This is a genomic window from Streptomyces caelestis (genome assembly GCF_014205255.1).
Classification (GTDB): domain Bacteria; phylum Actinomycetota; class Actinomycetes; order Streptomycetales; family Streptomycetaceae; genus Streptomyces; species Streptomyces caelestis.
This window is the reverse complement of the sequence record NZ_JACHNE010000001.1, coordinates 249,017-270,684: the sequence shown is the minus strand read 5'-3', so window position 1 is coordinate 270,684 and position 21,668 is coordinate 249,017. Positions and strand designations below refer to the sequence as shown.

Sequence of the window (21,668 nt, the reverse complement as noted above, 5' to 3'; positions counted from 1 at the left end):
TTTCCCGCTCGGGCTCGCATGGCAGGATCGCAGCCATGTCCCTCAGCGTTCCCCGCCTCCGGATCGGCTCGACCGAGATCGTCGCCCTCGCCGACGGCGAGGGCCCGTTCTTCTCCCCGCGTGCCGAGGCCTTCCCTGAGGCCACGGCGGCACAGTGGGCCGAGGCCGACCGCCACGACCCGGGCGCGGTCGACGCCGAGGGCCGCTGGCGGCTCCAGTTCCGCGCGTACGCGATCCGCGGCGACAGGGGCCTCACCGTCGTGGACGCCGGGATCGGTCCGGCGGACGGCCCGGCCCGCTCGTGGGCGCCCGTGCCCGGTGTGCTCCCCGAGTCGCTCGCCGCCGCGGGCATCGACCCCGCCGAAGTCGACACCGTGGTGCTCACACATCTGCACACCGACCACGTCGGGTGGGCGGTCGTGACCGAGGCGGCCGTCCCATCAGCGGGCGGCGCGGTGGACGGCAACGCTTCGACCGGCGGCGCGACCAGCGGCCGCCGCCCTTATTTCCCGAACGCCGAATACCTGCTCCAGCGGGCCGAGTTCGACGCTCTCGACGCGCTCAACCCGCAGCTTCGCGAGACCCTCACCGACCCGCTCGAGGCGGCCGGTCGGCTCCGGCTCCTCGACGGGGACACGCCGCTGCGCGCCGGGCGCGTGGTCGCGACGCCCGGTCACACGCCCGGACATCAGAGCGTGCTGGTCGCCGACGGGCGCGAACTGGCGCTCGTCACCGGCGACCTCCTGGTGCACGCGCTCCAACTGCTCCACCCCGAGCTCGCCTACGCGCACGAGACCGACCCTGAGGCGGCCAGGCACTCGAGGGAGCGCATGCTCAGCCGCGAAACCGCCACCACACTGCACCTGGCGACGCCGCATTTGACGGAGCCGTTCCTCTCGGCGTGATCGCGGCGGTTCGGGGCCGGTCAGGTAGCAACGCTCCCGAAGATCGACCTGCTGCCGGACCAGCTGTTCGATGAGGAAGCAGCGTCCCCACGCCTCTCGCCGCTTGGCGAGTTGGCAACGCAAGGTGTCTACCGCAATGTGGCGTCCAGCGTCGCGCCTCAGCCTCTTCATCTCGTTATCGTCAAACCTCGTTTGCCGACACTCCCGAGTCGGCGGCTAGCTCGGGTGGATTGCGACCTCGATGTGGGCCAGTTGGGCGGCGAGGATCTCTTCGAACGCGGCGCGGCGATCCACCCCGAGGGGACGGACGTCGCGGCGAAGTGGGCCAACTACGGCCGAGCGGTACATCACCCGGAACGTCATCGAGCGGGCCGGGCTCCGGGACACCGAGCTCCCCGCCGGACCGTACGTCAACGGGCCGCACTGGCAGCTCTACGAGGCGTGGTTCGGCATGATCGACCCACCGCGCGACTACAGCGTCTACGACATGTCATGGGTGGGGCCGTCAGCCTCGCTGATATCGACCGTCACGGACCTCAACCGCTTCTTCGGCATGCTGCTGGCCGGAGAGATCGTCGGTCCGTCGTCGCTGGCGCAGATGCAACGCACCGTCCCGGTCGTCTCCCAAGAGGGAAAGACGATCGACTACTGCCTCGGCCTGCACCCGATGGAGGGCCCGGGGCAGGGCACCTTCTGGGGCCATGGGCCGCACGGTCTGGGGTGGTGGGGCGCTATCCATGACCCGTGCCGACGGCAAGCGGCAGATGTCCGTCGCGGTGAACCGCAGAGGTGGAACAAGCTCGACTCCTCCGGCAAGCCGCAGTCCCACCCCATCGACGACGCGCTTGCGACTCTTTACCGCGTGGCGATGTACGGCTGACCGGGCCGCCTGCTGAAGCCGTTGGCTGCTCTCATTCCTCTTCGCCCTCGTCCGCTTGCCGTGGCAGAGGTCCCGGGAGGGTCGACAACCGGGTCGACCACGCGCAGTACATGGGGAGTGACATGCATGGTGCCCTCTCCGCTTCCAGAGGCCAACGTCCGCCACCTCGCCTCACTTCGGGCGGGCGGCGGAGCGGACATGTCAACCAGGGCGGAGGGAATCGGAGCTGGTGCCTGCGGTGGTCGGCTCAGGGGCAGGCGGCGTTCCCGTGCCGAGGCGACAGCTGGCCCCGGCACGGGGACGCCGTATCACTCCTCGTCGCGCAGCCGGGCCGCCAAGGACGACAGCGGCTCGGCCTCGTCGGTGTGGGTCAGGGCGGTGAGGCGGGAGACCGCCGCGTCGAGGCGGGTGAGGGCCGGGGCGGGACGCTCCAGGTAGATGCCCTCCACGACACCCGCGAGACGGACGCACTCGGCCCACTCCTCGGCGTGCTCCTGCTCCGCTCCCGGCTCGCCGAGCAGGGCGAGGGCCTTCTCCAGGGCGGCCAGGGCGTCCTCGTACGCACCGGCGTAGGCGTTGACCCGCCCGTATTCGTAGGCCAGGGCCGAGTCGAGGGAGCGGCCACGGGCCACGTAACCGGCAGCGCGGGCCTCGTCGGCGACGCGGCCGGCGTCGGCGAGGAAGACGAGGGCGTCGGCCAGACCGTCGGGGCCCTGCTGCTGGCCCTGGAGACGGGCGAGTTCGCGCAGGCAGTTGCTGAGCTGCTCGTAGCGCGGGTCCCGGGCGTGGGCGGCGAGTGCCTGTTCCGCGGCTTCGCGGGCCCGGCCGAACTCGCCGGACTCGCCGAGGAGTACGGCAGTCTCCGCGGCGATCATGGCGTGGCTTCCCGGGTCGTCGTCCCAGCCGGCCGACTCGGCCGCGAGCGCGACGAACTCCGCCGTGGCGGCCTTGAGATCGTCCCCCGCGTGCAGCGCGCGGGCGCGCGTCAGACGCAACTGCGCGACCAGCCGGTCGTCCAGTTCTCCGGCGGCGACGTCCGGTTCGGCCAGCAGGGAGTCGAGCAGCGCGATGCAGTCCTCGACGCGGCCCAGGTCGAGGCTCAGCTGGGCCGCGTTGCTGTAGGTGCAGAACGCGGCCGTCCGGCTGCCGTGGCGAAGGTCCAGCTCCGCGGAGCGCGTCAGGTGTCGCAGTGCCTCGTCGGGACGTCCCAGGTACAGACAGGCCTGGGCCAGATCACCGTGGAGGCGGGCGGCGTCGACCGCGTCGGCCGGCCAGTCGGCGGCCAGGCGCACGCTTTCGGTCAGGTCCGCGTGCGCGGCCTGCGCGTCCTGGAGGCCGAGCTGGAGGCGCCCCCGCAGCCCGAGCGTGCGGGGCAGGTGCCAGGCGGGGCCGTTCGCCTTCAGCCGGTCGAGGAGGGCGTCGATCCCGGTGACCGCGGCGGGCAGGTCGCCGGAGAGGGCAAACGTGCTGGCCCGCAGCAGCAGGGCACCGGAGATCTGCCCGACGACGTCGTGCCGGGTGGCGAACGCGTGCAGCAGATCCACCTCGGCGAGGACCGGCGCGACGTGCTCCGCGCTCCCCGTTGTCTGCAGGCGCAGGCCGAGCGCGGTCGCCCGCATCCGCAGCAGGCGGGCCTCCAGGTACGGGGCGAGGCCGGGCGTCTCCTCGTGCAGACGGACCATGGACGCGTGGGCGGCGGTCAGTGCGGCGGCCTTCGCCTCGGTCGCGTCGGCGGCGTCCCGCGCGGGGACCTCGGCGGAGGCGAGCAGGGCACTGGCGTGGGCGAGCGCCGCGTGACCCGGCAGTCCGGCGTCGTCGTACAGGCCCGCGGCCTCCTCGTAGAGGCCGGCGGCGACGGCGAACTCGTCCTTGTCGCCGGCCCGGCTCGCCTCGTCGGCCAGCAGGTCAGCGCGCAGCCGTACGAGGGGGCCCACGGCCGGGTCGTCGGGGTGGCTGTAGTCACCGGCGGCGACGAGCGTGCGCAGCCGTGCCCAGCAGGCCGGGGCGTCCGGGTGGCCCTGCTCGTCCAGCGTGCGTGCCCGGGCGATGAGGTCGGGCAGCGACTCCGGGGCGGCGGCCGTACGCGGGGCGGGCGCGGTGGCCGGGGTGGCCGGCGCCACGTCGTCGAGGCTGCGGGGGCGCAGGGTCAGTTCCAGCGCCTCCAGGAGCGGGGCACGGTCGAGGCGGGCCCGGCGGCGGTCGGTGTGGGCCGTGGTGCCGTTGCGGGCGTCGAAGCGGGCGGCGAGGTCGTCGGCACGGCCCCGTACCTCGGCGCGCAGCCCGGCCACCGTCCAGGTGCGGCCCGCGTATCCGGCGGCGGGCAGTTCGCCGTGGCCGAGGAGCTCGACGCGCTGGAGGAGGACCTCCACGCCGGTGAGGAAGCCGAGCAGGTCCAGCGGCGAGTCGACCTCGTCGAACATGCTCCGGTTCTCGGCGAGCAGTTCCAGGCCGCGTGCCTCGTTACCGGTCAGCGCGCAGAACTCCAGGTGGCGGCCGACCTCCTGGGCCATCGAGGGGTTGCGGCGGCAGCCGCGGTAGCCGGCGAGGTGCAGTTCGCGGGCCCGGTCGGTGCGGCCGGTGCGCAGCAGGGGCAGCAGGGCGTACGACACGGAGCGGGTCGGCTCCTCCTGGCAGGACTCCTTCCCGGCCAGGACGGGCTCCCAGGTGCGCAGCGCCCGCTCGTCGTCGCCCGCCGTCAGGTGGTACAGGGCGCGCTCGCAGATCTCGCAGGCCTCGCAGTCGCTGAGCCGGGTGCGGGTGCGGGCCGCCCACAGCTCGTAGGCGAGGGTGGTGTCCTCGCCGACGTGGGCGGCGAGCTGGTACGCCTGCCCGTAGTACGGCTGGAGGCCCAGGTCGGCCTTCTCGTACCGGTCGCGCATCTCGGTGAGCCACTGGCGCAGGCTGGCCAGCGGTATCTCGGGCAGCTGGCGCAGGGCGTGGGCCACCCACTTGAACCGCCAGAACAGCATGTGGCGCAGGCGCTCGTCGAAGACGTCGGGCTGCTCGTCGAAGAGGGTGAGCAGGCGTGCGAAGACGACGGGCGACTTGCGGGGTTCGGATCCGTAGGTGTACGCCTCCTGGAGTTCGAGGAGAGCGTGGATGAGCGGTGCCGGCTCGGCGAACTGCTCGGCGGCGTCGACCAGTTCCTCGGCGGTGACGGTGCGGGTGCGGCCGTAGGGGCGCCGGTCGTTCTCTCTCAGCGCCTGGTACAGCTCGTCGGTGGTCTGGGGTGCGGTCGGCATCGTCAGCTGTCCTTGCGGAGGGCGTGGGCGAGAAGGTCGAGGAAGGAGCGGTTGATGAGGCTCGATTCGGCGGGCCTCAGCGGGCGCCGGGACAGCATCGCGGCCTGCCCGTAAAGGGCTTCAGCGCTGGTGCGGGCCAGCTCGGGCTCGTCGATGGCGACGGCTGCGCGGACCAGCGGGTTGAGCTGGTTGAGGATCAGCTGGGCCCGCGGGGCCTCCTGGCGCAGGGCGCCGAGGATGTCGCCCCACAGGCCGCCCTCCTGCTCACGGGCGAGCTGGGAGCGGGTGCGCTCGTGCCGGGCCTCGCGGCTGTCGACGAGGAGGGCGGGGGCGTTGGCGGGCTGGAAGGTGCGCAGCGCGACGTCGCAGTCAAACACGGCGAGGGCGTCGCGGGCCAGGGCGAGGTAGGCCGCGGCGGCGAGCTCGGTCTCCCGGTCCACGGGGTCGAGGTGGGCGGTGAGGGTCGCCGGGTCGAGGTCGGCGACGCTCGCCTCGGGCCTGATCTCGGGCAGCCGGTGGACCAGTTCACGGTCGTAGGTGTAGCCGCCGTTGACGACACCGAGCCCGGCGGCCGAGGCGATCGCCGCGACCTGCCGGAACTCCTCCACGCTCGACGTCACCAGCACGGTGCGGTGGGTGCGGGCGAACTCGTCGAGGGTGGTGTGCCCGTCGGTGGTCTCGAACGGCAGCCAGGGCAGCAGCATGCGCAGGATCTCGTCGTCGTGCACCGCGAGCGACTTCACGGCCAGGTGGTGGGCCTGGAGGAAGCGGGCGAGCAGGTCCGGGTCGCTGGCGGCGGCCCGGGCGATCCACGCGCGCAGCCGCTCGGCGAGGGCGTCGCGGACGGCGGCGAGCGTGTCGTCCTCGTACAGGGACTCGCGGGACGCCGTCGGGCGCAGACTCTCGGCGTCGACGACGCAGCGGACGAAGAACGCCCACTCGGGCAGGATCTCCTCGGCCTGCTCGGACAGCAGCATGCCCTTGACGTGCACGCGGTGGCCGTGGCGGCGCCCGGCCGGCACCGCCTCGGGCAGCACGCACGCGATGCCCTTCAGGCCCACGGCCGGCAGGTCCAGCTCGATGGTGTCCAGCGGCGTGAACCCGAAGACCTCCTCGCCGTACGCGGCCAGCGCGCGGGAACGGGCGCCAGGCGTGGGGTACGTACGCGCCCAGGGCGCGGGCTCGGGGTTGACGGACGCCCCTGGACCACCCGGACCACCCGGACCACCCGGACCACCCGGGCCGCCTGTGCCGTCGTCGAAGGTCACCGGGTGGCGCAGCAGGGAGCCGAAGTGCCGGGCCAGCGCGTGCACCTGTGCCGGCCGGGTCCACTCGCCCGCGTCGGCGCGCGGTGTGAGCGTGACGGTGGTGCCGGGCCGGGGGCGGGCGGAGGCGGGCAGGGTGCGGACGGTGTAGCTGCCGTCACCGCGTCCCCGCCACTCCACGGCGGGGGCGTCCGGAGTGCGGGCGGAGCGGCTCAGGACGTGAATCTCGTCCGCGACCAGGAAGCAGGAGAGCAGGCCGATTCCGAACTGCCCGATGAAGTCACCGCGTTGCTCGGCGATCCGGTCGGCCCGCTTGCTGCTGCGGCCGATCGTGGCGAGGAAGCTGTGCACGTCGGCCTCGGTGAGACCGACGCCGTCGTCCTCGACGCGTACCACCGAACCGTCGGCGTACAGGCGGATACCGAGGGCGTCGGCGGGGGCGGCCGATTCGAGGCCGTGCCGGGCGGTCAGCGCGTCCACCGCGTTCTGCATCAGTTCGCGCAGGTAGACGCGGGGGCTGGAGTAGAGGTGATGGGAGAGGAGATCGACGAGGCCGCGCAGATCCACCTGGAAGGTGCGGTCGGCGCCGGCCGGGTTCGCGGCGGTGTCGGGCAGAGTCATCGGGCAGTCCGGAGTGGGAGAGGTGGCGGGCGGGATCGGGGCCGGCGTGCGCTCAGGCGCGGCGGTGGTGGCGGGCGAACCGCTTCTCGGGCTCCGCGAAGTAGGTCCAGGGCCAGCTGGTGTAGGCGCCGTCGAGCGTCTGGAAGACGCGGCGGACCGTGTGTCGCTCGTCGGCCAGCGACAGGGCCATGGCGAACATGTTGAAGTCGTGCTGCCAGCCCGGGCGATACGCGTAGGCGGGGTGGAGGATGCTGTGGTCGGCGGCTTCCCGCAACTGCGCCTGGATCTCGGAGGTTTCGAGGTAGTCCCCGCGCTCCGCCTCGACCCACTCCTCGATGTACGCCATGGCGATCACGCAGCCGAGGCGGTGCCCCTGCGGGGCGCGGGCCAACGCCTCCTGGGCGAACGCCAGGGCCTGGCCCGGCTCGCCGCCCCAACGGGGCTGCAACTGTGACACCCACTCCAGGTGTGTCTCCAGGTCCAGCGGGTCGCGGCGCAGAGCGGCGTCGCGCCGGGTCTCGTTGACGGCGGGGCCGAGCGACATGCCCCGGCCGGAGGTGAGGAGGCGGCGCCACGGAGTGACCCAGTCCGGCCGCAGCTCGGCGGCCTCGAGCAGCTGCTCCTCGGCGATGTGGAGCCGCTCGTGGAAGACCCGCCACTGCTCCTGCGTGACGTTCACGGCCCGCTCGGCGGTGCGCGCCTCCCAGCCCCAGCTGATGTGCCGCGTCCCGGATATCAGCAGGGCCGTCGCCCGGTGCTCCTCGTCCTCCTCGACGGCCCGGCCGATCCAGTCCTGCACACCGTCCAGGTCGGCCAGCTCACCGAGGACCTGATGGTCGCGGCCGAGATCGAAGGGCGCGAGCGCCGCCTTCACCGCCTCCCAGTCACCCGCGTCGGCCGCCTCCACCAGCGCCAGCACTCGCGTGTCCCCGAGGGCACGCAGCGTGTACATCCCGTTCTTCTGCCTGCGCGGGACGGGCAGGGCATGCGGATCCGCCACCGGTCTCTCCGCACCCCTGCCGAACAACTTGCCGAACATGCCGCGCCCTCCCCGGATCCACGTGATCGTCCGGTGGATCATATGCGGCCCCGCTGACACCGCTTCCACAGGGTTTTCACCGGCACTTCACGCGTCTGATCCGGGAGCCGGGCCCGGGCACGCGCGGTCCGCGCAGCCGGCCGGCGTGCGCCGCGCTCGGGCGCGCGCCGGCCGGCTGCGCAGGTCAGCCCGCGAGGTCCGCCTTGCCGAACAGAACGGCGTAGCCGGAGGGGAGCCGGCTGAGGATCTGGTTCAGCTCACCGCCGCTGACCGCGTCGGCCAGGGCGGTCAGAACGGCGCCGGCGTCCCACTCGGCGGTGCGCGGCCGGGCGCCGATGCGCTCGGCGACCCTGCGGCAGAACCCGTCGATCCCGAAGCTCTCGGCCTGCTGCGGCCTGGCGGCGGCCAGCGTCTGCCCGAGCGGCCCGGGCAGCTGGGAGGCGAGGTCGTCCACCTCACCGGGGCTGATCCTCTGGGCCAGCACGCTCAAGACGGCTTCGGTGACCTTCGCGGCTTCTTCCTGGCTGTCGTATTCGCCGAGCTCGCGTACGCGGGCCAGGTACTCGTGGTACTGCACCGTTCGTCACGTCCGCTTTCCGGAGCGTCGACGGCGTCGGTGCGATGCCTGCTGTCCCGGTACCCAGGTAGTCGGCCTGTGCGACGGTCACGTTGAGGCGCGCTGCGGAGCCGGCCGCCCTCGGCCCTGCGGGCACGCCGGGCCCGGTCAGCTTCGCGCGATGGGGAAGGGCGGCTCACCGCCGGCGGTGGAAGGGCGTACGCCTCGGTCGCCCTCGTCCGCGTTTCTCGCGGGCGGAGCCGGCCCGGCGACCTCCACGTGGGCCGGGCGCAGCAGGTGGTCGCCGAGGCGATAGCCGGGCCGGAGGACCGCCGAGCAGACCAGACGGTCCCGGTCGGGGGAGGGGTGGTGCGCCAGGGCATCGTGGCAGGCGGGGTCGAACGGATCGCCCACCTCACCGAACGACGCGACACCCAGCGAGCCGAGCTGCTCGCTCAGGCGGTCGGCGATGTCCTTCAGACCCGGCGTGAGCGGCTCGTGCGCGCACGCCCGGTCCACTGCGTCCAGCACGGGCAGCAGCGCCCGGAGCACGTTGGCCACCGCTACCTCGCGTACGGCCAGGCGATCCCGCCGGACCCGCTTGCGGTAGTTGTCGTACTCGGCCTTCACCCGCTGAAGGTCGGCGGTCCGCTCCTCCACCAGGCGCCGCAGCTCCGCCAGTTCGGTGTACTGCGGCCCGCTCCCGGTCATCGTCAGCCAGCCTCCGGCTTGTCGTCGTCGACGATCTCGGCGTCCACCACGTCATCCTCGGACGAGCCGCCGACCGTACCGTCGCCGGCGGTCGCCCGGGGCTCACCCGTCGGCTGCTCGGCCCGCGACTTCTGGTACAGCGCCGTGCCGATCCTCTGCGCGTCCTGCGCCGTACGGTCGATCGCCTGCCGGATCGCCACGGTGTCCTCTCCTTTCAGCTTCTCCTTCAGCCCTGCCAGCGCCGTCTCCGTCTCGTTCCTCGCGTCCGCCGGGATCTTGTCCGCGTTGTCCTTGATGAGCTTCGGTGGGCTCGCCGCCTTCGAGGACCGAGACCACCGAGTCCGTCGTACCGAGGTCGACACCGACCGACCGTGCCATCTGGTTCTCTCTCCTCGCCTCGCTCTGTTTCACGTGGGCTCAGGACCTCACCGGGATGCCCGCTCCCACCGGACGGGGCCGACGCGCAGCGCAGGCTCGGGGCGTGCGGTCCCGAGCCACACGACGTACCGCCGCGCAGGCCGCGCAGGCCGCGCAGGCCGCACGGGCGGGGCCGGGGCTCGCTCGCGGTCGTACGCCCGTTCTCGGGTCTGGTCGTAGGCCGCGCGCAGGACCTGGTCGTAGGCCGCGCGCAGGACCGGGTCGCGCAGCGTCTCGTAGGCCTCCCGCACTTCGCCGAACCGCGCGGCGGTCGCCGCGTCGACACGGGTGTCGGGGCGCAGTTCGCGCACCCGGGCGCGGAAGGCGGAGGTGATCAACTCGGCCGTCGCCGAGGACTCCACCCCCAGGACCGAGTACAGGTCCGCTCCCTGGCCCCGTCCCTGCATCCCGAACACCTCCTCGTCCCTGTGAGCTGCGCTTTCATGCCTACCTGCTCATAGTCCTGAAATAAAAACCTGAGTCTCGTCTTGTCAAGTGCTGTCGGTGCGAGGGATTCACAGGCCGCAGCGGTGGTCGGCTCGCGATCTCGACAGATGGTGTGATCTACGACATTGCCATCGAAAGCGGCAATCCTCCACTCTGAGTCACATGACGGGCGTCAAGGAAAGCAGCTCCTCATGGGCGATCATGTGCACGTGCGACTCAGTCAGGGGCTGAGCGTGTCCGAAGAGGGGGAACTGGTCGAGTACTCCCGCTGCCGCTGCGGTGCCACCTGGACGAAGGTGTTCGACGGCGACGGCGGAAAGCCGGAACAGCCGTCCCGGTAGCCGCGCACCCGCCCGAGACGCGGACGACGGCAGGGCCCCGGGCTGCAGCCCGGGGCCCTGGATGCAGCGGCTGATCCGTCAGCTGTTGAGTTCCTTGCGGTCGCTTCCGCCGCTGACGGCGATCCTGCGCGGCTTGGCCTGCGGCGACCGGGATCCTCAGCTTCAGCACCCCCGCGTCGTAGGAGGCGTCGGTCTTCTCGGTGTCGAGGGTGTCGCCGAGGAACAGCTGCCGGCTGGACGTCCCCGCGGGCCGCTCGGTGATCACCGTGTCAGTGTCGTCGCCGTACGTCGGCTTGCGTTCGGCCTTCACCGTCAGGACGTTGCGCTCGACATCCAGGTCGATGGAGTCCGGGTGCACACCCGGCAGGTCCAGCTCCGCGAAGAACGTGTCCCCCTCGCGCCAGGCATCCATCGGCATGCCGACCGGGTGCGCGACCGTGCCCCAGACCCGGTCGACAAGCCGGTCGAGCTCGCTCGCGCATGCCGCCGCGGCCGATGCCGTCATCCCGGCGGATGCCTGGCGCGACGACGAAGCTCTCTACGTGCAGTTCGATCTGCCGGGTATGGACCGCTCCCGCATCGAACTGACCGTGGAGCGGGACACGCTCACCCTGACCGCTGACCGCTGACCGCTGACCGCTGACCGCTGACCGCTGACCGCTGACCGCTGCTCCCCGGTTCCGGCCGGCCCCAAGACCGTGCTCATCGAGCGCCCCACCGGCCGGTTCACCCGCCGCCTGACCCTGTCCGACGCCCTGGACTCCGAAACCGCCGAGGCGGCCTACGACAACGGCGTCCTGACCCTGCGCATCCCGCTGGCCGCACACGCCAGGCCGCGCAAGATCGCCATCTCCGGCAGCGCACCCAGGCAGCTCACGGCCTGAGGCCCCCATCCGTATGCCACGTCGAAGGAGGTGAATCGTGAGCGCCCTGCCGTGGCTGCTCGTCCCGCTGTCCGTCGGCATCGCCGCCAGTATCTGGACCTGGAGCACCGGACGCCGCAACCCCGGCCCGCCCGACCACGACACCTGGGAGGACCTCGACCGCTGCCGGCGGCTGCGGACGGTTCTGAGCGCCGAGGAGCACTGCGAGGTGGCGTGAGTCGCTGCCTCGACGGTGATAGGCCTTGTTGGAGATGCGCCAGCGGTCGTCGACGCGGACCAGCAGGAAGATGTCGGTGAACGTGTCCGCGCCGTGCGAGAGCGTCATGGTCGCGGTCGCGACGGTGCCGTGGACGTCGATGGCGTCGATACGGCGGGAGCGGGCAGGTTCGTCCGGGGCCGGCCGGCCGGGGAAGAGAGCGCAGTACTCCTCCAGGGGCCACGAGACGAATGCGCCGTCCCGGATTCCCTCGATGTGGGCGGTGGGCAGGAACGCGTCGCGGAAGTGGGTGGGGTCGCCGGTGGCGTGACCGCGGATGTAGGCGCGGAGCGGTTGGAGCACGGCGTCGTCCACGGCGGGGACCGTGGCGGCAACGGCGATGTCCGCCTCGGGGTCGGCAGGGGTGTCGGCCACGTTGGCTGCGCTGCGCAGGGGAGTGTTCGACGCTGCGGCCAGCAGAGCCATGTCCTTGGCCAGCGCGCCGATCGTGAAGTCGGCCGTGACAGCACCCGCCTGGCCGGTGAGGAAGGGACGTTTGCGGGCCACGAGCCCGCCGAGCGCCCCGAGTTCGAGGACGTCCAGCACCTGGGCACGGGGCAGGCCGAGGGCGTCGGCTTGTCGCAGTGAGTCGCGCAGGCCGAGGACGGCGCCGGCGAGGCTGTTGTTGGCGATCAGCTTCAGCGCGGCGGCGGTGGAGGCGTCGTCGACGCGCCGCACGGTGCCCAGCGTCTGCAGCACCGGCCGGACTCGGTCGAGCGTGTCCTGGCCGGCGGCGGCGAGAATCTGCAGGGCGCCGGCGGCGGCAGCCGGCACAGAGCCGAGCACGGGCGCGTGGACGTAGGACGGGCCGAGTCGCCGGGCCAGCTGTGACGCTTCGGCGGGGGCGATGGTGCTGGTGTTCAGCACGATCGTGTCCGCTCGCAGCGAGTCACGCGCGTCGTCGAGGACCTGTCGGCAGGCCGGACCGTCGAACAACGCCAGGATCACGAGGTCGGCCTTCGCCACGGCGTCCTTCGCAGCGCCGGTCGTCTCGAGGGCGCCTGAGGTTCGCCCGGAGCGTGTCCAGCCGACGACGTCCCAGTCCTGCGCAGCCAGTCGTGTCGCGATCGCGTCGCCCATGCGCCCCAGGCCGAGGACGGCGATCGTGTGCGGTGGGGTCATGCACGCCAGCGTGGTGCCCAGCGCAGCCTGCGACAAGCGCAGATCTCACAGGGCCGCCCTGCGCGATGCGCATACCACCTGGCCATACTGGCGCTATGGAGTTGACGGTATGGCGAACCTTCGTGACCGTGTGCCGGCTCGGGTCGCTTTCGGCGGCGGCCGCCGAGCTCAATCACACCCAGTCGGCTGTCTCCCGGCAGATCGCCGGACTGGAGCGGCAACTCGGCGTGCCTCTGATGGAGCGCCACGCGCGCGGTGTGCGTCCGACGCCTGCCGGTGAGGTGTTCCGGCGCCACGCCCTGGCCACGCTCAACGAGGCCGACCGCGCCGTCCGCGCCGCACGAGACGCTCGCGACGGCGCGCTCAACCGGCCGCTGGCCGTGGGGGCCACGCCCTCCCTGGCCGCGGGAATCGTCCCCGAGGCCATCCGGGATCTGCTGAAGCACACCGGACCCATCCCGTGGAGCCTGCTGCCGGGCCTGAGCGCACACCTGCACAACCGCGTGACCGCCGGCGATCTCGACATCGCTGTCGTCACCGACGCACCACCAGGGCTGCCCCACGACCCGCGTGTCGAACGACGGTTCCTCGGGCTGGACGACATGGTCGTCGCGCTTCCCGTCGGCCATCCGCAGGCCGGACGAGGGCCCGTGCACATTCAGACGCTGGCCGACCAGACCTGGGCCGAGGACAACGACGGCTCGGCGGCACTCCTGCGCCAGCACGCCGCCCGCGCCGGAGTCAGCGCCCGCATCGACCTCACCGCGGCCGATCTGCCGGGCAAGCTGGCCCTGGTCGCAACCGGCCACGCCATCGCGCTGATACCCGGCGTGCTGACGTGCGCACTGCGGACCGACGTCACCACCGCGACCCTCGTCGATCCCCCGGCCCGCGGCATCTACACGATCACCCCGCGCCGCGACCCCCACCCCTGCGCAGCGCCCCTGCTCGACCGACTCACCACAGCATTCACCCCGGACCGCCCCGCCCGAGCCACTCACCAGCCGACCGATACGGACTCCTGAGCGGCGGCCGGGACCACACGAGCGGGGACCGTCCGACGCGGCCGGCCGCCAGCGGCGCGTGCTACGTGACCGGAAGCGTCCGTCCCAGGCGTGCGAGCGGGGACGAAGCCATCACCACCGGGGACAGCAGCATGCCGGCGGCGGTCGCCAGGAGACTGGTGCGCGACCCCCACTCCTCAGCGAGGAATCCGCCGAGCAGGGAGCCCAGCGGGGACAGTCCCATGCCGACAAACGTGATCGTCGCGGCCGCGCGGCCCTGCATTCCGTCTGGAGTGACGGTCTGCCGGACGGCCATGACCGCCACGTTCACCAACTGGCCGCCGACCCCGAACACGAAGTTGACCACGAGGAGTGCGAGAACGGTCACCGCAGCGGAACCGTGCAGCGCGGGTACACACAGAAACACGCCGTCCCCGAGTACCGCCGCGGCCACGAGTACCGGGCCGTACCCGAACCGGTTCGGCAGGCGGGCGGCCAGCACGGAGCCCAGGAGCGCGCCCGGTCCCGTCGCCGCGAGTGCCAGCCCGACGGCGGTGCCGGACAGATGCAGTTCCCGCGGCAGGAAGAGCAGATAGACGGTCATCAGGGCCGCGAAGGAGAACTGGAAGGCGGCGGAGGCCAGGCACACGGTCCGCAGCACGGCATCGCTGACGACGAAACGGAGACCCTCGTGGATCCGCCGCCAGACCCGAGGAGGACGTTCCAGGCGCCCCGGGATCGATTCGGCCCCACGGATCCGCCGGATGGACAGGAACGACAGCGCGAAGAACAGCGCGCTGGAGGCGGCAGCGATCGGCGCCGACAGCAGGGACACCAACGCTCCGCCGAGTGCCGGACCGCCGATCTGAGCCGCGGACCGGCTGCCTTCGAGCGCGCTGTTGCCCCGCACCAGCTGATCGCGTTGCACCAGCCGTACGACAGACGCCTGGTATGCCACGTCGAAGAACACGGACAGAGCCCCGACGGCGAAGGCGATCACGAAAAGCGCGGGCAGGCCGAGCCAGCCGAAGAGGCCCGCTGCGGCGGCGGCACCCAGGGCAAGGGCCCGGCCGGCGTCGGTCAGCACCATCACTGTGCGGGTCCGCCACCTGTCCACCCATGCTCCGGCGAAGAGCGAAAGCACAAGGATCGGCGCCTGACCCACGGCGCGCAGAACACCCAGTTGGCCGGCACTGGCGTCGAGCGTCAGGACGGCGAAGAGCGGAAGAACCACCAGGCCTGTGTGTTCCCCCATTTGGGAGGCCGTCTGCCCCACCCACAGTCTGCGGAAGTCACCGTTCCGCCACAGGCTCGACGGGACAGGGCGACCGGAATCGGACGCAGCGGAGGAAGCGGACGGCACGGGGATCCCTTGGGTTGCCGACAACGAGGCCCGCGACCGGGCACACGACAGGTGCGCCGACGGTTCAGGCAGGAGAAGGCTCGCTGTGCCGCAAGATCAAGGGCAGCACGCGATGACAGGCCGATCACGGCCTCACAACGTCAACGCGCGCTCGGACGACCGACCATGTCTTCAACTCCCCGTGGGCCACTCACTCCGTCCGAACATTAACCATCGGTGGGTCATCGGGAAAGGCAATTAGGGACCGAGCCCATGAGAGACAGGCGGGTCCCCGCGGTGGAAGCGGGTTCCCGCCTGCCGTCGCGGCTGTGGAGGGCGCCGGCGTTGCATCCGCATGGACTCACACGCACGGCCGGCCTGGACGTCCTGGACGACGGTGGCGGACCGTGCGGCGCGACGTGGCTGGACACACCCGCCCGGTACGCCGCGACCGCACACCCTTCGCGCGCGGCCGGCCTGCCCCCGCGCCGCGGCTGCCCGACGGGCTCGGGCTCGCCATGCGCGTCGAACAGCCGCCGGCCCAGGCCGCCCCCTCGACCTGCTCCTCACCAGCAGCACCTTGGTCGCGAGCCGCCGTGCTGCCTGTCACGGATCTCGCGCAGGCCGACGGGACACCTCCGGGAGGAACTGAGAGCACCGGCCGGCGGCCGGGTGGGCGCCTGCCGCGCGGATGCGGACGCGCCCCGAACCGCCTCAGCGGATGGCCCCGCCCGGAGAGCGGGGCCGTTTCGTGGACCCTGCCGCAGCAGGGAACACGTCGCCGATGTGCCCGGACGCGTACGATCAGCCGCTGCCCATGGCCTTGCGAACGGCGTCGCGGGTGCGGTCCATCAGGGCGGCGACCGGCCCGAGGGCCACGTTGGCCGCGGCGGACTCCACGCCCGGGTGCGGCCGGGTGGGCGCCATGGCCTCGGCCGCTTTGACCCCTCTGGCCAGTGAGGCCAGCGCCCCGGCGTCGGCGTTGCGCCGGATGTGGATGAACTCGTAGCGCTCTTCCGCGCGGGCGTGCTCCTGGACGTCGGCCCGCAGCGCCCGCAGCCGCGGCAGGAACTTCGGGTCGCCGGTCTCCAGGTCGTCCAGGGCGCTCAGTGTCTCCTTCGCCGACCGCTCTTCCGCGAGACGCGCCTCCACGACCTCGTCACCGCCGGCGACATTGCGGCGGACGAACGGGTGCACCACCTCTTCCTCCGCCGTCTCATGGACGGCGAGGAGCCGTACCAGGCGGCGGAAGGCTTCCTGCCGGGCGTCGCCTTCGGCGGCCTCGACCTCGTCGAAGAGGTTGCGGATGTCCCCGTGCTGGCGCATGAGCAGCGCCACCACGTCGTCGTCCGGGGTGGCGTCGCCACCGGCCTGCGGGGTGTGAAGCTCGGACATGACCGGTCTCCTCACTTCTCCCGCAGGGCGGGGTCGGGGTGCTCGCCTTCGGTCTCGACGCGGTACTCCCGCCCGAACATCTCGTCGTGCTGCGTCATCACCCGTTCGCTGGGCGGTGCCTCCCCGCCGTGGAGCTGCTCCTGCATCTTCTCGAAGCGCTCGTGCGCTTCCCGGACGTATCCGGCTCCGAGCGTCGTCAGGTCGATCTGAGTGTCGAGCAGCTCCCGGAGATACGCCTTGTTCGGCTCGAAGGTCAGGACGTCGGGCAGCTGCGGCGCCAGGACCGACTCCGGGTCACGCCCGTCGTGCCGGCGCATCAGGTCGCAGGCGATGTGCAGGTGCTCCAGTTCCTGGTTCAGGTGCAGCTCCCAGATCGCCTTCACCCTGGGGTCGCTCTCCTGCTCCATGAAGGAGTAGTAGAGGTAGCACTCGTTGTACTCGTGGTTGACCAGCTGCTCCCACCACGTCTCACCTGGGTCGACGAGCGACTCGTAGTGGGTGACGTGCTCCTCCTCGATGAGCCCGATCTCCTGGTAGAGCTGTCGGGCGATCGGCTCCATGTAGGTGGGGCCGGTGTTCATGTAGAAGTTCATGGTCTGCTGCTCCGCCGACATGATCGTCAGCGCGTGCAGCTTCGACAACGGGTTCGTCTCGTCCTTGGCGTACGGGTCGCGGACGTTGTCGGCCGGGTGGCGGTGGTGGTACTTCGTCGGCCGCCCGGGCATGACCTCGGTCAGGCCTTCGACGATCGCGTCCGCCTTGCGGTGCTCGATCATCTCGTACAGGTTCGCGTACCGGTACAGGTGGTCGAAGTCCTCCAGCACTCCGAACTGGTACGCCTGTTTCAGGTACGGGTTCGGCTCCATGCGGGCGACCCAGGCGGTGAGGTCCACGGCCACCTGCTCGTAGGCGATCGTCGTCTCGAGCACCGACGACACCCCGGGCAGCAGCCAGTTCACCGCTTTCTGCTGCTGCGCCTCGATGTAACGCGTCTGGGCCAGCTGCCGTTTCACCTCGGGATCGACGGTGTTGCGGGCCAGTTGGTGGCTGAACATGATCGCCTCGACCTCGATGCCGTTCATCGTGATGATCCGGCAGCGGGTGTAGGGGTCGCAGTGATCGGGGTCGATCGGAGTCACGTTCAGCTCGCGCCAGTTCCTGATCTGACGCTCCAGTGGGATACCGCGTTGCTCCAGGGGATTGAAGGTCACTTGTGCCTCCAGGCGGTTGGTGTGCGTACGCAGGTCCCCCGCGACGAGGAGATCACTCTCCGTCCGGGAGGGGAGGGGGGTGAGCGCCGGCCATGCCCGCCCTCGTGGGCTCCGGGCCGCGGCTCCCGCACCGAACCGGCCCCGCGGCGGTCACTTGCAGCGGCACCTTTCGCGAGGGCGTTGGCGGCACTCCGACGAGGTCGCACCGCACCCGGAGGGCTTACTCGTCGGGTGTTGGTGCTCACGGGGCGCACTGAAGGAAGGGCACAACCACGATGACCCCCTGGAAATCACTGGCGGCGGCCGCAGCGGGCCTCACCGCCGGAGCCCTCGTCGTGCGGCGCTCGAAGGAGCGTCCGGACGACCCGGCCGCAGCGGACCGCTGACTGACCGTGACGATCAACCGCGCACCGCGTGACATCCAGCCCGAGAAGCTGCCGTCGCCGCTGCGGGAGTACGGCGACCGGATCGAGACGCGGATCACCCCCGCGCCCGGCGACCGGGGCACGGAACTGGCCGTACGCCTCAAGGGCCCGCAACCGGACGCCGCGCGTTCCCTGCCCGCTCGGCTCGCCGGCCGGGATCAGCGCCAGGATCTGCGCCGCGCCCTGCGCGAGGCGAAGGCGCTGCTGGAGACGGGCGAGGTCATGCGACCCGACACACCGCCCACCACACGCGAGACTCCCGGCGGGAAGCTCGCCGGGTTGCTGTCCAGGCGCGCGGGCGGGGAGAGAGTGCTGTGAAGGCTCTGTTCGACGCCGACACCGGCGGGATCTTCGGCTACTCGCACGCCATGGGCGGGCTGCGGGGGAGCCAGAGAAGGTTGGTTCGCGCGACCTGGGTACTCGTCCCGTCAGCACATCTATCTGCCACCTGGGAGGTGACAGGAATGACCACTTCCCCCCGGTCGTCCATGGAGACGCATCCCGACATCCTCGAGATGCGCTCCCGCCACGAGATGGCCGAACGCGCAGCGACCACACCCCGGGCACAGGCCGTCGAGACCCTGGCCTTCCTCACCGGCATCTACCTGGCGGCGTCGCCGTGGATCGCGGGGTTCGACAACCTCTCCAGGCTGGCCGTCACCAACGTGATCGTCGGAATCGCGTACGCCCTGCTGATGAGCGGCGGCTTCGGCCGGGCCTACGAGCGCACACACAGCATGGCGTGGGCGGCCTGCGCCCTCGGTGTGTGGACCGTCTTCGCCCCCTGGGTGATCGCAGGTGACGTCAGCACGACGAGGAGCGTCGTCAACAACATCATCGTGGGTGCGATCGCCCTGCTGCTGGCGCTGGCAGCCAGCGCCGCCGCCCGCCAGGAACGCTCGTCACGGTCAGCAGCCGGCGACCGCGGGATGACCGGCCCGGACCGCGGGATGACCGGCCCCGACCGCGGGATGACCGGCCCCGGAGGGACCACCTGAGAGGCCCCTGAGGCGGACCCGGTTGGCCGGTGCGGCTCACGCGCCGGCCAACAGGTCGCTCTCCTGTACGGCTGCCATGGACAGCGTCTTGTAACCGACCTGCTCGAACAGCACGACGAGACGGTCCTCCTCCACGTGCATGACCGTGCCCGTGCCCCACTCGGCGTGGCGGACCCTGTCATTGGGCTCGTACGGCGCACGCTGCCCCCGTGCGGTGGAGGATTCCCGCCGGCCGGCCACTGCGCGCCGGCCATCGTCCCGCTCGCACACGTCGCACCGTCCGCACGGTTCGTCGAGCTGCTCACCGAAGTAGCCCAGGAGGTACTGACGGCGACAGGACGGCGTCTCCGCGTAACCGCGCATCATCTCGATACGCGAGCGGTCCGTCCGGCGCCGCCGCTCGAACACCTCTTCCGCCTTTACGGCGGCCTCGTCCGCCGTCCGGCCGGGAAGGGCCCGGACCGCACGGCGCCTGCCCTCGACGGCCACGGCTCCGGCCTCTTCCAGCAGGTTCAGCAGATCGGTGGTCTTCCGGCGCGACAGGCCGCACAGCTGCGCGACCCGGCTGCGACTGTGCGGGACGTCCTGGACGAGCAGTGTGGTCATGATCCGGCGCAGTGCGTCGAGGTCCAGGGACCGGGCGGTGAGGAACTTCTGCAGTCCCAGGTCCTCGGGGCGGTAGAACAGCACCGCATCGGCCGGCTCCCCGTCCCGGCCCGCGCGCCCGATCTCCTGATAGTAGGAGTCCAGTGACTCCGGGACGGACGCGTGGGCGACGAACCGTACGCCGGGCTTGTCGATGCCCATCCCGAACGCGGAAGTGGCCACCACCACGGCGGGCGTGCCCGCCATGAAGCCGTCGTGGATCCGGCGCCGTTCCGCCGCCTTCATCCCCGCGTGGTACGCCTCGGCGTCCACGCCGTCCTGCCGCAGTCGCGCCGCATGGGTTTCGGCGTCCTTGCGGGTGGCCGTGTAGAGGATGCCCGGGGTGCGTGCTCCGGCCGACCAGTGGGAGACGGCGGCGCGTTTGGCGGCGTCGTCGGTGAACGTGCGCACCACCAGGCGGATGTTGGGCCGGTCGGTTCCGGCGGTCACGACATGGGCGTCGCGCATGTGCAGGTGCTCGACGATGTCGGCCCGGACCGGGGCCGCGGCCGTCGCCGTCAGAGCCAGCACCGGCGGACGGCCCAGGCGTTCCGCCACCTCGCCCAGGTCCAGGTAGTCGGGGCGGAAGTCGTGCCCCCACGCGGAGACGCAGTGGGCCTCGTCGACGACGAACAGCGAGGGGCCCAGCTCACGCAGCCGCTTCAGCACACTGTCCTTGGCCAGCTGCTCCGGGGACAGGAACACGTACTCGGCATCGCCCTCCCGGACCGCCCGCCAGCCTCTGTCGGTGGCCGACTCGGGCTGCGCGGAGTTCACGGCCACGGCGTCCGGTGCCGCGCTCTCCCGCAGTCCGGTGACCTGGTCGCGCTGCAAGGCGATCAGCGGCGACACCACGACGGCGGGGCCGCCGAGCACGACGGTCGGTACCTGGTAGATCGCCGACTTGCCGGACCCGGTGGGCATGACGACCAGCACGTCACGGCCAGCGAGCAGGGCCCTCATCGCCTCCGTCTGCTCGGGGCCCAGGTCGCTCCACCCGAAGCGCTCCCGCGCGACGCGGCGCAGCTCCGCGACCCGGTCGTGGCCGCCCCCGTCCGCCCGGGCCTTCGGGCTCCGCGTGTGCCGGGTCATGGCACGAAGCCTCCTTCACGGCGCCGAGACCCTCTCGCGAGCCCGCATCGGGTACCCCGCGCGGCTGCCGGGATGCGTGAGGTCCACCGCCGTTCGGCCCCGTGCGGTCGCGGCCGCCCGTCACCAGGGGACAACCTGGACCAAGGCCGGCCGAGCCGATGCCCCCGGCCCACGCGCTGCGGCACCGCACCTCAGGAGGACCTCTTGACCGACGCCATGCCCCACATGGACGAAGCAGGCGAGAACGACGACGTCGTGGCCCTGCTGAGGCAACAGCACAACCACATCCGTGACCTCTTCGCCGAGGTCGAGAACGCCACTGCCGACGGCCGGGCGGAGTCGTTCCGCAGACTCGTCCGCATGCTGGCCGTCCACGAGACGGCCGAGGAAGAGGTGGTCCACCCCGCGGCCCGCCGTCTCTTCCAGGACGGTGAGCAGGTGGTCGACGACCGTCTCAAGGAGGAGCGGGCCGCGAAGGAGAAGCTCAGCCGGCTCGACGACATGAACCCTGACGACCCCGGGTTCATGCCCGCCTTGCGGGAGCTGCGCGCGGACGTGCTTCAGCACGCGGCTTCCGAGGAGCAGTACGAGTTCCCCCGGCTCCGCGAGAACGCCGGCGCTCAGCAGCTCGCCATGCTGGCCACGGCCGTCCGGGCTGCCGAGGCCATGGCGCCCACCCGCCCGCATCCGGGAGCCGAGACCGCGGCGCAGAACTTCGCCGTCGGCCCCATGGCGGCCCTGGTCGACCGGACCCGCGACGCCGTCCGCAAGGCGATGGGCAACGACGGCTGACAGCTCTGCGCAGACCGGCCTGCCCGAACGGCCCGGCACATGGCCCTGCCGGTCAACTGGGCCATGCACTACGGCCAG

19 protein-coding genes and 4 pseudogenes are annotated in these 21,668 nt (G+C 71.8%); 9 read left to right on the top strand and 14 right to left on the bottom strand.

What is annotated here, in order from left to right; translation table 11 throughout:
- The first annotated feature begins 35 nt into the window (after positions 1-35).
- The gene (locus HDA41_RS01220; protein ID WP_184979806.1) at positions 36-905 is read left to right on the top strand and encodes an MBL fold metallo-hydrolase; all 870 of its coding nucleotides are present in this window, start codon (positions 36-38) and stop codon (positions 903-905) included.
- A 216-nt stretch (positions 906-1,121) separates the two neighbouring features.
- Here the strand turns inward: HDA41_RS01220 and HDA41_RS40865 are convergent.
- Positions 1,122-1,220, bottom strand: a pseudogene (locus tag HDA41_RS40865) (TetR/AcrR family transcriptional regulator); the annotation flags it as partial.
- Positions 1,221-1,233: 13 nt separating this feature from the next.
- Here HDA41_RS40865 and HDA41_RS01215 point away from each other — a divergent pair.
- Positions 1,234-1,785, top strand: a pseudogene (locus HDA41_RS01215) (serine hydrolase); the annotation flags it as partial.
- Between the two features lie 308 nt (positions 1,786-2,093).
- Here HDA41_RS01215 and HDA41_RS01210 read toward each other — a convergent pair.
- The 7 genes from HDA41_RS01210 to HDA41_RS01180 all read right to left on the bottom strand — a co-directional run bounded on the left by HDA41_RS01210 (position 2,094) and on the right by HDA41_RS01180 (position 10,043).
- Positions 2,094-5,027: a hypothetical protein gene (locus tag HDA41_RS01210; protein ID WP_184979804.1), complete on the bottom strand. Its 2,934-nt coding sequence runs from the start codon at positions 5,025-5,027 to the stop codon at positions 2,094-2,096.
- A gap of 2 nt (positions 5,028-5,029) precedes the next feature.
- Positions 5,030-6,913, bottom strand: a complete 1,884-nt coding sequence (locus HDA41_RS01205; RefSeq protein ID WP_184979802.1) for an HSP90 family protein — start codon at positions 6,911-6,913, stop codon at positions 5,030-5,032.
- Positions 6,914-6,965: 52 nt separating this feature from the next.
- Positions 6,966-7,952, bottom strand: coding sequence for a hypothetical protein (locus HDA41_RS01200; RefSeq protein ID WP_184979800.1), 987 nt, complete (start codon positions 7,950-7,952; stop codon positions 6,966-6,968).
- A 184-nt stretch (positions 7,953-8,136) separates the two neighbouring features.
- On the bottom strand, positions 8,137-8,529 hold the full coding sequence (locus HDA41_RS01195) for a DUF2267 domain-containing protein (protein ID WP_184979798.1): 393 nt from the start codon (positions 8,527-8,529) through the stop codon (positions 8,137-8,139).
- A gap of 147 nt (positions 8,530-8,676) precedes the next feature.
- Positions 8,677-9,219 (bottom strand): nucleotide exchange factor GrpE, encoded by a 543-nt coding sequence (gene grpE / locus HDA41_RS01190; protein ID WP_184979796.1) that lies wholly within the window; start codon positions 9,217-9,219, stop codon positions 8,677-8,679.
- Between the two features lie 2 nt (positions 9,220-9,221).
- On the bottom strand, positions 9,222-9,581 hold the full coding sequence (locus tag HDA41_RS01185; RefSeq protein ID WP_184979794.1) for a molecular chaperone DnaK: 360 nt from the start codon (positions 9,579-9,581) through the stop codon (positions 9,222-9,224).
- Positions 9,582-9,644: 63 nt separating this feature from the next.
- On the bottom strand, positions 9,645-10,043 hold the full coding sequence (locus tag HDA41_RS01180; protein WP_184979792.1) for a DnaJ domain-containing protein: 399 nt from the start codon (positions 10,041-10,043) through the stop codon (positions 9,645-9,647).
- Between the two features lie 249 nt (positions 10,044-10,292).
- Here HDA41_RS01180 and HDA41_RS40860 point away from each other — a divergent pair, with 249 nt between their 5' ends.
- Positions 10,293-10,424 carry a hypothetical protein gene (locus HDA41_RS40860; protein ID WP_260423773.1) on the top strand — a complete coding sequence of 44 codons (132 nt, stop codon included), beginning with the start codon at positions 10,293-10,295 and terminating at the stop codon, positions 10,422-10,424.
- 78 nt (positions 10,425-10,502) lie between these two features.
- Here the strand turns inward: HDA41_RS40860 and HDA41_RS01175 are convergent.
- Positions 10,503-10,929: pseudogene (locus HDA41_RS01175) on the bottom strand (Hsp20/alpha crystallin family protein).
- On the opposite strand from HDA41_RS01175, the gene HDA41_RS40855 reads away from it, so the two are divergent.
- A complete protein-coding gene (locus HDA41_RS40855; protein WP_230299773.1) occupies positions 10,862-11,053 on the top strand; it encodes an Hsp20/alpha crystallin family protein in 192 nt (63 codons plus the stop codon). The pseudogene HDA41_RS01175 and the gene HDA41_RS40855 overlap by 68 nt on opposite strands.
- A gap of 69 nt (positions 11,054-11,122) precedes the next feature.
- Positions 11,123-11,308: an Hsp20/alpha crystallin family protein gene (locus HDA41_RS40850; RefSeq protein ID WP_230299767.1), complete on the top strand. Its 186-nt coding sequence runs from the start codon at positions 11,123-11,125 to the stop codon at positions 11,306-11,308.
- A 223-nt stretch (positions 11,309-11,531) separates the two neighbouring features.
- On the opposite strand, the pseudogene HDA41_RS01165 reads toward HDA41_RS40850, so the two are convergent.
- Positions 11,532-12,686 (bottom strand): annotated as a pseudogene (locus tag HDA41_RS01165) (nuclear transport factor 2 family protein); the annotation flags it as partial.
- Between the two features lie 95 nt (positions 12,687-12,781).
- Between HDA41_RS01165 and HDA41_RS01160 the strand changes: the two are divergent.
- Positions 12,782-13,711, top strand: a complete 930-nt coding sequence (locus HDA41_RS01160) for a LysR family transcriptional regulator (protein WP_184979790.1) — start codon at positions 12,782-12,784, stop codon at positions 13,709-13,711.
- 61 nt (positions 13,712-13,772) lie between these two features.
- Here the strand turns inward: HDA41_RS01160 and HDA41_RS01155 are convergent, their stop codons facing one another.
- From HDA41_RS01155 to HDA41_RS01145, 3 genes are all read right to left on the bottom strand, one after another.
- Positions 13,773-15,053 carry an MFS transporter gene (locus HDA41_RS01155; RefSeq protein ID WP_184979788.1) on the bottom strand — a complete coding sequence of 427 codons (1,281 nt, stop codon included), beginning with the start codon at positions 15,051-15,053 and terminating at the stop codon, positions 13,773-13,775.
- A 783-nt stretch (positions 15,054-15,836) separates the two neighbouring features.
- Entirely contained in the window at positions 15,837-16,427 is a 591-nt protein-coding gene (locus tag HDA41_RS01150) for a hemerythrin domain-containing protein (RefSeq protein WP_184979786.1), read from the bottom strand.
- An 11-nt stretch (positions 16,428-16,438) separates the two neighbouring features.
- Positions 16,439-17,638, bottom strand: coding sequence for a hypothetical protein (locus HDA41_RS01145; protein WP_184979784.1), 1,200 nt, complete (start codon positions 17,636-17,638; stop codon positions 16,439-16,441).
- A gap of 392 nt (positions 17,639-18,030) precedes the next feature.
- Here HDA41_RS01145 and HDA41_RS01140 point away from each other — a divergent pair, with 392 nt between their 5' ends.
- Positions 18,031-18,381, top strand: coding sequence for a hypothetical protein (locus HDA41_RS01140; RefSeq protein ID WP_230299768.1), 351 nt, complete (start codon positions 18,031-18,033; stop codon positions 18,379-18,381).
- 146 nt (positions 18,382-18,527) lie between these two features.
- A complete protein-coding gene (locus HDA41_RS01135; protein ID WP_230299769.1) occupies positions 18,528-19,061 on the top strand; it encodes an SPW repeat protein in 534 nt (177 codons plus the stop codon).
- 36 nt (positions 19,062-19,097) lie between these two features.
- On the opposite strand, the gene HDA41_RS01130 is transcribed toward HDA41_RS01135, so the two are convergent.
- Entirely contained in the window at positions 19,098-20,798 is a 1,701-nt protein-coding gene (locus HDA41_RS01130; RefSeq protein ID WP_184979783.1) for a RecQ family ATP-dependent DNA helicase, read from the bottom strand.
- Between the two features lie 216 nt (positions 20,799-21,014).
- On the opposite strand from HDA41_RS01130, the gene HDA41_RS01125 reads away from it, so the two are divergent.
- Positions 21,015-21,590, top strand: coding sequence for a hemerythrin domain-containing protein (locus HDA41_RS01125; RefSeq protein WP_376706847.1), 576 nt, complete (start codon positions 21,015-21,017; stop codon positions 21,588-21,590).
- Positions 21,591-21,668: the final 78 nt, after the last annotated feature.

Bases quoted from the DNA above. Each gene is read 5' to 3' on its own strand.
- grpE (WP_184979796.1), bottom strand. From the start codon at position 9,219: ATGACCGGGAGCGGGCCGCAGTACACCGAACTGGCGGAGCTGCGGCGC.
- HDA41_RS01205 (WP_184979802.1), bottom strand. From the start codon at position 6,913: ATGACTCTGCCCGACACCGCCGCGAACCCGGCCGGCGCCGACCGCACC.
- HDA41_RS01210 (WP_184979804.1), bottom strand. From the start codon at position 5,027: ATGCCGACCGCACCCCAGACCACCGACGAGCTGTACCAGGCGCTGAGA.
- HDA41_RS01180 (WP_184979792.1), bottom strand. From the start codon at position 10,043: ATGCAGGGACGGGGCCAGGGAGCGGACCTGTACTCGGTCCTGGGGGTG.
- HDA41_RS01125 (WP_376706847.1), top strand. From the start codon at position 21,015: ATGCCCCACATGGACGAAGCAGGCGAGAACGACGACGTCGTGGCCCTG.
- HDA41_RS01160 (WP_184979790.1), top strand. From the start codon at position 12,782: ATGGAGTTGACGGTATGGCGAACCTTCGTGACCGTGTGCCGGCTCGGG.
- HDA41_RS01150 (WP_184979786.1), bottom strand. From the start codon at position 16,427: ATGTCCGAGCTTCACACCCCGCAGGCCGGTGGCGACGCCACCCCGGAC.
- HDA41_RS01135 (WP_230299769.1), top strand. From the start codon at position 18,528: ATGACCACTTCCCCCCGGTCGTCCATGGAGACGCATCCCGACATCCTC.
- HDA41_RS01200 (WP_184979800.1), bottom strand. From the start codon at position 7,952: ATGTTCGGCAAGTTGTTCGGCAGGGGTGCGGAGAGACCGGTGGCGGAT.
- HDA41_RS01220 (WP_184979806.1), top strand. From the start codon at position 36: ATGTCCCTCAGCGTTCCCCGCCTCCGGATCGGCTCGACCGAGATCGTC.
- HDA41_RS01130 (WP_184979783.1), bottom strand. From the start codon at position 20,798: ATGACCCGGCACACGCGGAGCCCGAAGGCCCGGGCGGACGGGGGCGGC.